This is a genomic window from Oscillibacter sp. UBA6647 (assembly GCA_002455655.1).
In the GTDB taxonomy this organism is placed as follows: Bacteria; Bacillota; Clostridia; order Oscillospirales; family Oscillospiraceae; genus Oscillibacter.
Window position 1 is genome coordinate 13876 of sequence record DKLF01000057.1, and the last position, 13453, is coordinate 27328.

Consider the following 13453-nt stretch of genomic DNA (forward strand, 5'->3'; position numbering starts at 1 on the left):
CGGTCAAATCCTCATTACGCCCCGTTCAGCCTGTTCCACATGGCCTTTGCAAGTGCGAAATATTCCCTGGTATAGTAGTTTGCCGTCAGCCACCAGTAAGGCAGCCGCGCGGGGACCCCGGTCACGGTGATGGGCGTTTCAAAATCCGTCAGATAGCGAACCCGCGCCATATGAAAGTCGTTAGTCACAACAGCCACGCTGTTATTGTAAGTGTCAATTCCCAATTCGCTGAGAATCCTGCTGGAATACGCCAGATTTTCAGCCGTGGTGGTAGAGCGCTCTTCCAGATACAGCCGCCCGCCGTTTATTCCAACTGCCGTTAGATAGTCGTACATGGCCTGGGCCTCGGTGACGTCCTCTCCCGGTCCCTGCCCTCCGGAGAGGATTACGGGTGTGTCCGGTGGCATCTGGCTCAGATAGGTTTTAGCGGTGTCCAGCCGGGAGGCCAACACCAGAGAGGGCGTTTTCCCGTTGACCCCGGCCCCCAGCACAACCACGGCTGCGGGAGAGGCCCCGGAGGGCGGCATCCGCCCCACCTTTACCAAAAAAGCCTCTACCGCCGCAAAGGAAAGGATTCCCACTGCGGCACATGCAAGAAACAGAACCTTGCAGACCTTTCCGGCCCTGCTTTTTTCACTCCACCGGATCAGTGCCGCCCACAGGAGCAGGGCTGCGGCAATCCCTCCGCACAGCCATGCGGAAAACTTCATGCCCGGCACAAACCAAATTCCCATTCCCGCCAGCAGAGCCAAACCTGCCGCCGCCAGAGAAATCCGAACCGTTTTTTTCATTCCGCCGCCTCCGAAAGTGCCTCCCACTTTTCATACAGCTCATCCAGCGCCGCCTGCACCGCGTCTTTTTCCGCAAGCAGGGCGTTCAGCTTTTCATAGTCGCAGGCTGCGGCCATCATGTCCGCGTCCAGCTTTTCAAGCAGAGTCTCCGTCTCACCGATATGGCGTTCACAAATGACAAGCTGCTTGCGGGCGGCGGTCTGTTCCCGTCCTGTCCGGGGCGGTTTTTGCGTAACGGCCTCATCCTTTACAGCTTTTGTGTTCTCATGCTTTTTTTGTGTTTCCCGGTCCTTTTCCTCCCGGTAACGAGCAAAGCCCATTGGCCAGTCGGTAATGGTTCCGCCAGCTACCTCCCAGATACGGGTGGCGAAGCGGTTGATAAAATACCGGTCGTGGGAGACGAACAGCAGCGTTCCGTCAAAGCTCTCCACCGCGTCCTCTATCCACTCCCGCGAGTCGATATCCAGATGGTTGGTGGGTTCGTCCAGAATCAAAAAGTTAATTTCCCCGTCCATCAGCATACATAGCCGCAGGCGGCTCTTTTCCCCGCCGGAAAGGACGGAAACAGACTTAAACACGTCCTCTCCCCGGAAATCATAGGATGCCAGCCGGTTCCTCGCGCTGGTTTCCGTCATGCCCCGCTTGGTAGCTTGAAGATTCTCCACCAAGTTCCAGTCAGGGTGGTCGAAATGGATAATCTGAGGCAGGCAGGCCGCCTTGACGGCAGGCCCCAACTTGATACGCCCTTCATCGGGGTATTCCTCATCCATTACCATCTTGATAAGGGTGGACTTTCCCGCCCCGTTGTCGCCGATGAGGGCGATGCGCTCGCCCCCCTCCACCTTCAGGCTGATGTCCTCGAAGAGCTTTCGCTCCCCGAAGGATTTGGAAACATTCCGAATCGTCAGGGCCTCATCCCCCTGAAAGTCGATGGAGGAAAAGCGGGCGTCCATCTTCCTGCGCTTGGTGGGCCTGTCGGTGGTGCGCATCCGTTCGATGCGCTTTTCCATGGAAAACGCCCGCTTGTACATCGCGTCGTTTCCCATAAAAGCCCACAGCCGCAGGCGGTCCGCCGCCTCGGTAAGCTGGGCGATTTTGGCCTGCTCTTTTTCGTACTGCTTCAGCTTTTCCTGATAGCGCCGCTCTTTTTCCACGGCGTAGAAGCTGTAATTTCCGCTGTAAAACTCCGCCTTGCCGCCGTTGATTTCAATAATCCGCGTCACGGCCCGGTCCAGAAAATACCGGTCATGGGAGATTGCCACCACAGTACCTTTGAAATGGGAGATATACTCCTCCAGCCACTCCGTTGCGTGAAGGTCCAGATGGTTGGTGGGCTCGTCCAGCAGCAAAACGTCCGTGTCCTCCAGAATCAGGCGGCCCAGATTCACCCGGGTCTTTTCTCCGCCAGAGAGACGGTCAAAGGGTTCCGAGCGCATGGACTGCGGGATGGAGAGGCCGTTTGCCACCTTGTTGACGGCCACCTCCGTGTCATACCCGCCGAACAACTCAAACTTTTCTGTCAGCGCCCCATACCGCCGCAGCAGCGCCGGGTCGCTCTCCCCTGCTTCCATACGGCCCGCAAGGTCTTCCATCTCTTTTGCCAAAGCCGAAAGACGGTCGAAAGCCGTGCGCAGCACGTCCTCCACCGTATACCCCTCGGGATAGACGGGAATTTGAGAAATCAGGCCCAGCCGGCGGCCCTTTGCAAGGGACACGCCGCCCGCGTCATAGTCCAGCTCGCCAGTGAGAATGCGGAACAGTGTGGTTTTCCCCGCGCCGTTAGGACCCAAAAGCCCTACCCGCTCTCCCTCGTCAATCTGAAAGGTCAGCCCGTCCAGTATTTTCTTTTCCAAATCAAAGGACTTGACCAGCCCTTCTACCTGTATTTCTATCATTTGTGTTCCTTAATCCTGATAATCCTGTGCTTTTAAAAACTCCACAATGGTCTCAAAATGCATGGAAAAGTGAGAAGCCTTCACCAGTGCGCTGGTATCCGGCTCGAACTGGCACAGCAGCTCATCCTTCGCCGCGTCTTTGTCCGGAAAGTGGAGCGCGCAGCCGCCGGAGGCCAGCGTACCCTCCGCAATTTTCTCCGCCTTTTCCCCGATGGCGATGACCATATCGATGCCCAGCATAGCCGCCAGCGCACCGATATTATAGTGGGCGGCTTCTCCGTGATCCCCCAACTCGCCCATATCCCCTAAAATTGCCAGCTTGCGCGAGCCGGTACTCTTTGCCAGCACCTCCAGTCCCGCCGCAACTGACTGGGGGTTCGCGTTATAGCAGTCGTTCAGGATGATGCGTCCGCCGGGAAGGCGCACCACCTCCATCCGATTTCCCACGCCCTGAAAGGCCGCCACGCCGGAGACAATCTGTGAATGATCCAGACCCAGCAGCTCCGCGATAGCCACGGCCATAGAGGCGCAGTACACCAAATGCTGTCCCGGCGCGTTAATCGTCAAATCGTACACATCTTTTTTGGTGGTAATGCGGCAGCAGGTTCCGTCCAGTCCCCGGTCGGATACATCGCTGACCCGCACACTGCACCCCTCTGACTGTCCGCACCGCAATGTGGTAAAGGGCAGCTTCAGCGTGTTCAGCAGCGCGTCGTCTCCATTGAGAATTGCCACGCCGGCGGGCTTCAAAAAGTCAAAAATCTCACTTTTGGCCTTTAAAATTCCCTCCCGGCTGCCCAAAAATTCGATGTGGGCGTCCCCGACGTTGGAAATTACGGCAATATCGGGACGCACCAGCTCGGAGAGATAGTGGATCTCTCCGAAGTGGTTCATGCCCGTTTCAATCACCGCCGCCTGATGCTCCGGCGTCAGGCCGAACAGCGTCAGGGGCGTTCCGATGTCATTGTTGAAATTCTCCGGCGTTTTCAGCACCTTTAGTCCCGCCGAGAGGACTGTGGCGATCATCTCCTTGGTGGTAGTCTTCCCCACGGAGCCGGTAATCTGGACAAAGGGAATGTCAAACCGATCCCGGTAGGCGGAGGCCAGCGCCTTCAGCGCCAAACGGGTGTCGTCCACCTTGATGTAGAATTTATCGGGTCGGAGATCGGCGGGCAGACGGGCGCAGAGCGTCCCGGCAGCGCCCGCTTCCAGCGCACTGTCAATAAAATCATGGCCGTCAAACCGCTCGCCCTTCCATGGCACAAACAGGCACCCGGGAGGCATTTCCCGGCTATCGGTGCACACGGCGGAGATGGAAGGCGCGTCCTCCCGGGGGTTCCACCACACGCCGCCGACGGCGGATTCAATCTCCCTGACAGTCATTGGCAGCATGATGACACGTCCTCCTTAAAGAAAGCTGAACAATCTCCTCGCAGAGCTCTTCATAGGTAAGCCCCGCGGCGGCAGCTTCCTTGGGCATGAGACTGGCGGAGGTCAGGCCCGGGAGAGAGTTAATCTCCAAACACCACGGCACACCGGCCCCATCCAGCACAAAATCAGCCCGGGAATACACCGACAATCCCAGCAGACGGTGAAGATTCAGCGCCATTTCGCCAATCTCCTCCTGCTGCTCCCCGGTGATATCGGCCGGACACAACTCCAGCGCCCCGCCGGACTGGTACTTCGCCTCGTAGTCGAATTTTCCCTTGGCGGAAATAACCTCGACCGACGGCAGCCACCGGTCCCCCAGTACGCCGGTGAAAATATCCCGGCCCACAATTCGCTCTTCCACAATAATCTGCCCGTCAAAGTGCAGAAGATCCCGCAGAGCGGCTTTCAGCTCCTCCCGCGTCTCGGGCATGTAAACCCCAATGGAGGAGCCGCCTCCCGGCGTCTTCACCACACAGGGCATCGGCAGCTCTTCCGACAGGGCATCCACCTCTGCCTCGCCATACTCCACCAGCCGCCACTTGGGCGTGCGGATCCCGGCGGCTTCCATCAGCCGCTTCGTGACCACCTTATCCATCGCCATGGCGGAGGAAAGGTGCCCCGATCCGGTATAGGGGATTCCCAGCAAATCCAGCGTAGCCTGAATGCGGCCGTCCTCCCCGCTCTCGCCGTGCAGCCCCACGAACACAAGGTCGGCCAAAGCACAGACGTTTAAAACATCCTTTCCGATCAGGCTGGGGCCTCGGTCCTTCCGGCTGCGGCGCACCGCTTCCAGATCCGGCGCGGTGGTTTTAATGGCAGCGTTTCCGCAGCGTCCGTCCGGTGCGTCGAACACGGCCTCCAGCGGACCGTCATAGTCCTCAAGCCCCAAAAACAAATCCACCAAAACAGCGCTGTGCCCCCCCTTGCGGAGCGCCCGGCACACAGCCGTCCCCGTAACCAGCGAAACTTCTCGCTCCTGCGAAAGACCGCCGGCCAATACCACGATCTTCATGGTTCCTCCTTCCGCCGCCGTCGGCGGCCCACACAAATGCCCTTTTCCCACAGCCCGCCACAGGCGGGACCGGACTATCCAATAGCTATTGCAATCCGTACCAGTTTAGCACAAATTTTCCGTGAATACAAGCGCAGGAACCTGCCGGAAATACTTTTCGGCAGGTTCCTGTACTTTTTTCTTCATGAAGCGCCTGGGCTTTTTTTCAGCGCATCCAGTCCAGAAGCCCAGTCTGCTCTCCGTCCAGCAGCGTCCCCGCCGCGCAGAGCATCTGCGCCGCGTCCGCCCGGGTCATGGGCTGGGCAAGTGTGCCGCTTCCAAAGCTGCCCACGGACATCACGCTGACAGCCTCCAGATTCCCCACGGCCTGTGCCGCCCAAGAAGGCGTTGCGTCCCGGTCAGCGTACCATGTGGCAAGGTCCACGTCGCCCACCGCCAGCACTCGGTCCAAAATGGCAGCCGCCTCGTTGAAGCTCACGGGTTCATTGCTGCGGAAAGCCGCTCCTGTCTCGGTGGAGACGCCCCGGATAATTCCTTCGGAAAGGCCCGCCGCCGCATAGGACTTAGCCCATGTTGGGATTGCCTCGTCGTCGGAGAAGCCGGTCATGGTAACGGTATCCGCCGGGAGATTTGCAAGCTCCATGGTCATGGCCAGAAATTCGGCCCGGGAAAGCGTGCGCTCCGGCTCAAAATAATATTGCCCGCCGATACGTGCGCCGGTAAAGGCCCCCTTCTCCGCCAGATACTGGGCGGCGGCAGCAGCGGAGCTGTCTCCCATGTCCTGATATTCTACGCCGGATTTTGTCTTTTCCACCATCACAGTAACGGTGGCGGGAGCGGAGACATTCCCCGCAGGGTCCGTCACCACATAGGTGAAGCTGTCCTTCCCGCTTTTGCCCTCTGTCGGCGTATAGGTGAATACATCCCCCGCCACGGTGACAGTGCCTTTCTTCGGCGCTGTGTCCACGGTAAAGGTCAGTTCGCCGTTCTCATCGTCCGAGGCTAAAAACTGTGCGCGGTAGGGAATGTTGCGGTAGGTTCTGACAGAAATTTCCTTTGCGATGGGTGCGCCCTGAACCGGCGGCGCCGGCTCTTCACTCTTTTTGCCGAACAGCGCTTGGGCGGGCACGGTCAGCGTCACCAGCAGTGCCAGCAACAACGCCGATACGCGGGCTTTCTTATTTGACATTTTCAAGGGAACACGACCTCCTGTTGTAAATTCTATGATTCAAATTCTGTGTGGAGGTAGTGTTTGCCGCGTCCGGAAGATTATACAGAAAAAGAGCAGCTTTTGCCGCTCTTTTTCAATGACTTTATGACACCCTTTTACGCGGATGTGCGCAAACAGCTTATTTTGAAAAAATCGTGCGTTATCCCATGGCCCGATGCAAAAATGTGGCGATTTGCCCACGAGTGCAGATAGCATCGGGAGCAAACATATTCAGCGGTTTTTCCGGTGGTAACGCCCTTTTCCACCGCCCACGCCACGGCCTTGGCATATGGCGCATCTGCGGCCACGTCGGTGAACGCGGCGGATTTTTCGGCCTCAGGCTTTCCCGCAAGCGCCCAGAGATATGCAACCGTCATGGCCCGGGTGCAGGGCGCGGACGCGCCAAAGGCGCTACCGGATACCAGACCTTGCTCGGCTGCCCACAGCGCCGCCTTATAAAAGTAGTCCCGCTCGGTCACATCCGTAAAGGGATTGGCTGCGGAAGCCTCCGGCTGCCCGTTGGCCCGCCACAGGAACGTCAGGATCTGCGCCTTGGTACAGGTCTCACCGGGCGCGAAAGTGGTTGCCGTCTTGCCGGTTGTGATTTTCTGCGCCACCGCCCACTTCACCGCATCGAAGCAGTATGCCCCGGCGGCCACATCGGTAAAGGAATTGCCGCTTTCGCCGGAGGAACTTTCGGCGGTGAGACCGACCCAGGGCACGTTCTCATCATTCTTCTCGCTATACCTAAAATAGCCTAAAAGGAAACTCTTAAAATAATTTGAATCATTAGAAGTTAGTTCCGGCAAGTCCGTGACCCTTTCCACGTTTCCGCACATCAGGGTCAATTCCCAGCCCACGTAGTCTGTGGCTGGGAAAGTGAATCTGTAGGTCCCGTTGTGCCGGATATAATCGGAATTGCCCACCCATCTGTTGTCCTTCGCCAGCTCGCTACCGTTCTCACCCGTAAGGTAAACGCGCTGCAGTACACTGTCGGCTTTCAGAATATATTCAGCGGTTTTCATCACTATACCGCCGGTACTGGCATTGCCGCCGTTGGAAAGAAGGTCAAACTTTGCGCCAATTATAGAGTTCGTCCCCCCTCTTGCGCATCCGTGACGGTGACAGTGATCTTCGCGCCGTCGGGCACGCCGTAAATGGGACACCGGAAGTTCTCGCCATTCTTATCAGCCAGCTTTCCGGCATAGAGCACGTGAGCCTTATCAATGGTCAGCACAGCACCACAGTAGTTTGAAAGCGTCAAAGGCGCGTACTTCGTCTCCGCCGCCCCCGGCCCCCACGCTCAGAAGTCCCAGCAGCAGCGCGGCTGTCAGAAAGCTTGCAAAAATTCTTTTCGTGGTTTTGCCCTCTTTCTTATTCACCGCAAGGCTCCGGCTTACCCCGAGAAAGCCTCCAGCGCCTTGGCATCCTGCTTCCGCTTTTCCTCCAGCGCCTCTTTCAGAATCATATCCTTCACCTTCATGAGACGGATGGTGGTGGCGCGGTCGTTTTCATCCAGCTTCATATTGATAAACCGGATGGTTTCCTGGGTATTGGGAATCATCACATACTCCAGCGCGTTGACGCGGCGGCGGGTCTTCTCAATTTCCTCCGCCATCAACTGGGCCGACTTTTCAATCTGCGCCAGCTTCAGCATCTTGCGGAAAACCTTTCCCAGCGCGTCCACTGCCGTGTCCAGCTCGCCGGAGGTTCCGGCGAAGCCGTAGGGGTAAATGTCGCTGTCCGACTGGGTTTTGGTCTTAAAATCGTAGACCGGCACATTGACGGACATGACGTTCTGAAAACCCATCGTCAGCTCCACGCTCTGTTTCGGATACAGCAGCGCCTGCTCCATCGCCTCAGACGACATGAGGGCCGACGCCACGGTAAACGAATCGTGGACGGTCATCAACTCCGCTTCCACCTCCGCCCGGAGGGCACGCACCTCCCGGACAGTCTCCAGAAACTGCTTCATCAGCTCATCCCGCTTATCCTTGAGGAGCTTGTGGCCCCGCTGGGCGGTACGAAGCTTTCCCTTAAGCCGGGTCAGCTCCATGCGGGTGGGGTTCACATTAAGCTTCGGCATGGTCCCCCCTCCTTACTGTTCATCCTTTTTGGGCCAGTATTTTTCAATCAGCTCCGGCTTGATACGCTTCAACTCGCCCTTGGGCAGGATGCTCAAAAGCTCCCAGCCCAGGTCCAGCGTCTCCTCAATGGAGCGGTTTTCGTCATAGCCCTGATTTACATACCGCCGCTCAAACTCGTCCGCAAACTTTGCATACAACAAATCCGTGGGCGTCAGGGCGGCCTCACCCAAAATGCTCATCAGCTCCTTGTTATCCTTGCCGGTGGAATACGCAGCAAAAAGCTGGTTCATAGTGCTGGCGTGATCCTCACGGGTCTTCCCCTCACCGATGCCCTTGTCCTTTAAACGGGACAGAGAGGGCAGCACGTCCACGGGGGGGTGGATATTCTTGCGGTACAGCTCGCGGGCCAGAATGATCTGTCCCTCGGTGATATATCCGGTCAGATCCGGGATGGGGTGGGTCTTGTCGTCTTCGGGCATGGTCAGAATGGGAATCAGCGTGATGGAGCCCTTCTTCCCAAGCTGGCGGCCTGCCCGCTCGTACATGGTGGCAAGGTCGGTATACAGATAGCCAGGGAAACCCCGACGGCCGGGAACCTCTTTCTTTGCGGCGGAAACTTCGCGCAGCGCCTCGGCATAGTTGGTGATGTCCGTCAGAATAACCAGCACATGCATATCCTTTTCAAAAGCCAGATACTCCGCGGCGGTCAGGGCCATACGGGGCGTTGAAATGCGCTCTACGGCGGGGTCGTTTGCAAGGTTTGAAAACAGCACGGTCCGGTCGATGGCACCGGTGCGCTTAAACTCGCTGACAAAGAACTCCGACTCCTCGAAGGTGATGCCGATGGCGGCAAACACCACCGCGAAGTTGGAAGCCTCATCGCCCCGCACTCTGGCCTGACGGGCAATCTGCGCCGCCAGATTCGCGTGGGGCAGACCGGAACCGGAGAAAATGGGCAGCTTCTGCCCACGGACCAGTGTGTTCAGTCCGTCGATGGTAGATACGCCGGTCTGAATAAATTCGTTGGGGTAGTCCCGGGCAGCCGGGTTCATGGGCAGGCCGTTGATGTCCTTGTACTCCTCTGCCAGAATGGCGGGGCCGCCGTCGATGGGCTCACCCATGCCGTTGAACACGCGGCCCAGCATATCTGCGGAAACGCCCAGACGCAGCGGGTGGCCCAGAAAACGGACCTTGGACTGCGCCAGATTGATGCCCGCGGCAGAGTCGAAAAGCTGAACCACGGCGGTATCGCCGTTGACTTCCAGCACCTTGCCCTGACGGACAGAGCCGTTTTGCAGCTCCACCTCCACCAGCTCGTCATAGGTGACGCCCTCAACCTGCCGAACCATCATCAGGGGGCTGACAATTTGTTCTACGGTGCGGTATTCCTTAATCATCAGTCCTCACCTCCCTGCGCGGCAATCGCCGCGATCTCCTGTGACATGGCCTCTTCCATGGCGGCGTACGCCGCCTCGTATTCCTCCGCAGGCACGCTTTTGGCGCGTCCGATAGATTCCCGAGACGGGATAGAAAACAAATCTGCCGCGTCCGCGCCCCCCGCGATTGCCTCCCGACAGAGCTGATCGTACCGCAAAATAATTAACAAAAGCTTCTTCTGCCGGTCGTAGCTGGAATAGCCGTCGATGTCCGTAAAGGCATTCTGCTGCAAGAAGTCCTCCCGGATCATACGGGCCGTCTCCAGCGTCAACTGGTCGTTGGCAGACAGCGCGTCCTTACCCACCAACTGGACGATTTCGTTCAGGCTGGCCTCGTTTTGCAGAATGCTCATGGCCTGACTCCGGTCCTTCATAAAGCCCTCGCCCAAGTTCTCGTCAAACCAGGGTCTCAGGGAATCCAGATACAGCGAGTAGGAGTTCAGCCAGTTGATGGCCGGAAAATGACGCTTGTAGGCCAGAGACGAATCCAGCGCCCAGAAGACCTTCACAATCCGCATGGTGGCCTGGGACACCGGCTCGGACAGGTCGCCGCCCGGAGGCGACACCGCGCCCACGGCGGTAAGACTGCCCCGGCGCTCGCCGGAGCCAATGCACTCCACGCTGCCTGCCCGCTCGTAGAACTGGGCCAGACGGGAACTCAAATATGCGGGATAGCCCTCTTCACCGGGCATCTCCTCCAGACGGCCGGACATTTCGCGCAGCGCCTCGGCCCAGCGGGAGGTGGAGTCGGCAATAACCGCCACGTCGTAGCCCATGTCGCGGAAATACTCCGCGATGGTGATGCCGGTGTAAACCGACGCCTCACGGGCCGCCACAGGCATATCGGAGGTGTTTGCGATCAGCACCGTGCGCTTCATCAGGGACTCGCCGGTACGGGGGTCGTTCAACTCGGGAAATTCCCGCAGCACGTCGGTCATTTCGTTGCCCCGCTCACCGCAGCCAATGTAAACCACGATGTCCACGTCGGACCATTTGGCCAACTGGTGCTGAACCACCGTTTTGCCGGAACCGAAGGGGCCCGGTACGGCGGCGGTGCCGCCCTTGGCGATGGGAAACAGGGTATCAATGACCCGTTGGCCGGAGCTGAGAGGCCGGGTGGGGGGATACTTGTGCCGATAAGGACGGCCCACGCGGACGGGCCACTTCTGGGCCATGGCCAGTTCCACCGTCTTGCCGTCCTCCGTCTCAATCACCGCCACCGTCTCCAAAACGGTGAAGGAGCCGCTTTCAATCTTCTTCACCGTACCGCTGACGTTCGGCGGCACCATGATTTTGTGCAGCACAACCGGCGTCTCAGGAACGGTACCCAGAATATCGCCGCCAATTACTCTATCGCCAACATTTGCAACAGGTGTAAAGTCCCATTTCTTGTCATGGTCCAGTGCAGGAACCTCGATGCCACGGGTGATGTTGGAGCCTACCTTTTCCACGATCTTCTCCAATGGGCGCTGGATGCCGTCGTAAATGCCTTCAATCATGCCCGGCCCCAGTTCCACGCTCATGGGCGCGCCGGTGGTCACCACCTCCGCGCCGGGGCCTAAGCCGGAGGTCTCTTCATAGACCTGAATGGACGCAGAATCGCCCGTCATGGTCAAAATTTCGCCGATCAGCCGCTGGGGGCCCACACGCACCACGTCGGACATATTGGCGTCCGACAGGCCCGTGGCCACCACCAGCGGTCCGGATACTTTTACAACTTTACCGCTCAAACAGACAACCTTCTTTCAGGATAAATTCGCTCTCTGGACGGGAGGCGCGTTCATGGCAAGAGCGCAGTCTCCTTCCCCGCGTCACAGGATATCGGCGCCGACCGCCCTTTCAATCGAGTTCTGGATGTTGCGCCTGCCGATGCCAAGGATTCCGCCCCGTCCGGGAATCAAGATGACGGCGGGGCGCAGCTCGTCCTTATATCGGTCCAGCACATCCGGCAGCTTCGCCGCCAACTGTTCCGTCAGATAGATTACCGCGCAGTCGGTTTTTGCCAGCTCGTGAATCTTTTTGCGGGCCTCCTCCGGCACGGAGATGGGATAGGTGTCCAGCCCCAAAGCCCGAAAGCCCATGACGGATTCCCAGTCCCCCACCACCGCGATGCGATAGGTCGTTGCCATTTTTTCACACTCCTTACGTCCGCAGCCGCGCCCGGATAATCTCCGGGTCCAGCCCCGCGGCCCGGCCCATCAAAAGAATCCGGAGATTTGTATACTCCGTCTCCCGCGCGGCCAGATAGCCAATCAGCGGCGCTTCCCCGAACGCCACCATCTGTGCGCCGGAGAGATACCCGGACACCGCGTCGTCGCACAGCTTTTCAAACTTTGTCAGTCCTCCGCCCTTCAGTGCGTCGAAGCCAGCCTTTGCAGCGGTCTCCAGCTCGGTGCCCGCGTACAGAGCCTCAAGGCTGTCTCCACAGTCGCACGCAACCTCCAGCACCTCGCTCTCGTCCACGCTTCCGCCGGAAAAGAGCACGCCCTCCAAAAAGGCCTCTGTCTTGCCCATGCGGATAGTCCGGACCAGTGCGCGGAGGTTCGCCGCATCAATAGAGATACGGACATAGCCCTGAAGAAATTCGCTTCCGGTTTCCTTCGCTGTCTCCAGCTCATCCCGATATCTCCAGCGGTCCAGCACCATGTCCCCCAGTTGGGGATCGCGGGTGGTGTCCAAAACCGCCTTCCCTTCGGCGATAGCAAGGGCCAGCAGGGGCGGAAGCTGATTGCCCTCGCCGCCGGTAATTGCTTCCTTTAACTCTGCCGCCGGAACCCGGCCCAGATCCGTCAGCATATGGTCCGGGTTCATGTCCAGCGCCTGCGCCTTTAAAATGGCCTTGGCGTTGTGGTAATCGTATTTCAGCTTGAAGATATCCAGATATCTCCTGTCCGGAGCACTGTCGCCCAAGTCCCGTAAAGTCTCTTCCCTTGCAGCGGTAATTGCCGCGTCCATAGCCTCCGGACTTTCAAGGCTCATGTCGGGATACCCGTTTTCCTGTAGGAGCTTTACCACTTCTTCGTCGCTGCGGGCGGAGAGGATCTGCTCCATTCTCTCGCCCGTCAGCAACCCCGTTTCCATGGCGCGGATGCGGGCGGATATCACCAGATAATCGGTGTCCTTGATTTTATTTGACAAGGCGCTTCCTCCCTGCTCGTTGATTCGTTACCCTTCCGGGAACAGCACTGCGGCGACCTCACCGGCCATCTCGCCCTTTTTCAGGCGCACCAGCGTGTCAAAGGTGCAGTTGACCTCCACACTGCCATCCACCAGAATGAAGCCGCCCTTCAGCGGTCTTGTTTCTTCGGAGAGGGTCAGCTTTCCGTTCAGCCGCCGATTGGCTTCGTCCACGGCGGCTCGGCCGATTTTTTCCCGGTCTGCGGGAGAAAACACAGCTTCTCCCCCGCCCTGACCGGCGGCCCGGACCAGCAGGTCCGCAGCCACGGCAATGTACCGATCCTCCGGCAAATCCCGAAGGGTCTTCAGCGCCAGTTCAAAAGCGGCCTCCACCTGAGATTGCCGCGCGGCCAGCAGGTCCTTCCGGGCCTCCATCTGCGCAACGCTCACCAGACGTTCCTCCCGCTCCGCAGC

Annotated in this window: 13 protein-coding genes; all 13 read right to left on the reverse strand. The window is 58.5% G+C overall.

Annotation, left to right across the window (positions count from 1 at the left end; all coding sequences use genetic code 11):
- Positions 1 to 14 precede the first annotated feature (14 nt).
- Positions 15 to 791: a YdcF family protein gene (locus B2W96_RS04495; RefSeq protein WP_293008971.1), complete on the reverse strand. Its 777-nt coding sequence runs from the start codon at positions 789 to 791 to the stop codon at positions 15 to 17.
- Positions 788 to 2686 carry a ribosomal protection-like ABC-F family protein gene (gene abc-f, locus B2W96_RS04500; RefSeq protein WP_293008973.1) on the reverse strand — a complete coding sequence of 633 codons (1899 nt, stop codon included), beginning with the start codon at positions 2684 to 2686 and terminating at the stop codon, positions 788 to 790. Before abc-f ends, B2W96_RS04495 begins: the two co-directional genes overlap by 4 nt.
- A 9-nt stretch (positions 2687 to 2695) precedes the next feature.
- Positions 2696 to 4078: a UDP-N-acetylmuramoyl-tripeptide--D-alanyl-D-alanine ligase gene (locus B2W96_RS04505; protein WP_293008975.1), complete on the reverse strand. Its 1383-nt coding sequence runs from the start codon at positions 4076 to 4078 to the stop codon at positions 2696 to 2698.
- Positions 4050 to 5129 carry a D-alanine--D-alanine ligase family protein gene (locus tag B2W96_RS04510; protein ID WP_293008977.1) on the reverse strand — a complete coding sequence of 360 codons (1080 nt, stop codon included), beginning with the start codon at positions 5127 to 5129 and terminating at the stop codon, positions 4050 to 4052. The genes B2W96_RS04505 and B2W96_RS04510 overlap by 29 nt, the downstream gene beginning before the upstream one ends.
- Positions 5130 to 5334: 205 nt before the next feature.
- A complete protein-coding gene (locus tag B2W96_RS04515; RefSeq protein WP_293009003.1) occupies positions 5335 to 6318 on the reverse strand; it encodes an Ig-like domain-containing protein in 984 nt (327 codons plus the stop codon).
- A gap of 137 nt (positions 6319 to 6455) precedes the next feature.
- Positions 6456 to 7364, reverse strand: coding sequence for an S-layer homology domain-containing protein (locus B2W96_RS04520; protein WP_293008979.1), 909 nt, complete (start codon positions 7362 to 7364; stop codon positions 6456 to 6458).
- Between the two features lie 59 nt (positions 7365 to 7423).
- On the reverse strand, positions 7424 to 7603 hold the full coding sequence (locus B2W96_RS04525) for a hypothetical protein (protein WP_293008981.1): 180 nt from the start codon (positions 7601 to 7603) through the stop codon (positions 7424 to 7426).
- Positions 7604 to 7735: 132 nt separating this feature from the next.
- The gene (locus tag B2W96_RS04530; protein ID WP_293008983.1) at positions 7736 to 8425 is read right to left on the reverse strand and encodes a V-type ATP synthase subunit D; all 690 of its coding nucleotides are present in this window, start codon (positions 8423 to 8425) and stop codon (positions 7736 to 7738) included.
- 12 nt (positions 8426 to 8437) lie between these two features.
- Entirely contained in the window at positions 8438 to 9823 is a 1386-nt protein-coding gene (locus B2W96_RS04535; protein ID WP_293008985.1) for a V-type ATP synthase subunit B, read from the reverse strand.
- Complete coding sequence (locus B2W96_RS04540; RefSeq protein WP_293008987.1) at positions 9823 to 11592, reverse strand: V-type ATP synthase subunit A; 1770 nt, start codon at positions 11590 to 11592, stop codon at positions 9823 to 9825. Before B2W96_RS04540 ends, B2W96_RS04535 begins: the two co-directional genes overlap by 1 nt.
- 81 nt (positions 11593 to 11673) lie before the next feature.
- Positions 11674 to 11991, reverse strand: a complete 318-nt coding sequence (locus tag B2W96_RS04545; RefSeq protein ID WP_293008989.1) for a V-type ATP synthase subunit F — start codon at positions 11989 to 11991, stop codon at positions 11674 to 11676.
- A 13-nt stretch (positions 11992 to 12004) separates the two neighbouring features.
- Entirely contained in the window at positions 12005 to 13000 is a 996-nt protein-coding gene (locus tag B2W96_RS04550; protein ID WP_293008991.1) for a V-type ATPase subunit, read from the reverse strand.
- Positions 13001 to 13027: 27 nt separating this feature from the next.
- The coding region (locus B2W96_RS04555) for a V-type ATP synthase subunit E (RefSeq protein ID WP_293008993.1) at positions 13028 to 13453 on the reverse strand (426 nt) is incomplete at its 5' end.

What these genes read in the sequence shown, in the direction of transcription:
- B2W96_RS04495 (WP_293008971.1), bottom strand. Translation starts at nt 791, where the DNA reads ATGAAAAAAACGGTTCGGATTTCTCTGGCGGCGGCAGGTTTGGCTCTG.
- abc-f (WP_293008973.1), bottom strand. Translation starts at nt 2,686, where the DNA reads ATGATAGAAATACAGGTAGAAGGGCTGGTCAAGTCCTTTGATTTGGAA.
- B2W96_RS04505 (WP_293008975.1), bottom strand. Translation starts at nt 4,078, where the DNA reads ATGCTGCCAATGACTGTCAGGGAGATTGAATCCGCCGTCGGCGGCGTG.
- B2W96_RS04510 (WP_293008977.1), bottom strand. Translation starts at nt 5,129, where the DNA reads ATGAAGATCGTGGTATTGGCCGGCGGTCTTTCGCAGGAGCGAGAAGTT.
- B2W96_RS04515 (WP_293009003.1), bottom strand. Translation starts at nt 6,318, where the DNA reads ATGTCAAATAAGAAAGCCCGCGTATCGGCGTTGTTGCTGGCACTGCTG.
- B2W96_RS04520 (WP_293008979.1), bottom strand. Translation starts at nt 7,364, where the DNA reads ATGAAAACCGCTGAATATATTCTGAAAGCCGACAGTGTACTGCAGCGC.
- B2W96_RS04530 (WP_293008983.1), bottom strand. Translation starts at nt 8,425, where the DNA reads ATGCCGAAGCTTAATGTGAACCCCACCCGCATGGAGCTGACCCGGCTT.
- B2W96_RS04535 (WP_293008985.1), bottom strand. Translation starts at nt 9,823, where the DNA reads ATGATTAAGGAATACCGCACCGTAGAACAAATTGTCAGCCCCCTGATG.
- B2W96_RS04545 (WP_293008989.1), bottom strand. Translation starts at nt 11,991, where the DNA reads ATGGCAACGACCTATCGCATCGCGGTGGTGGGGGACTGGGAATCCGTC.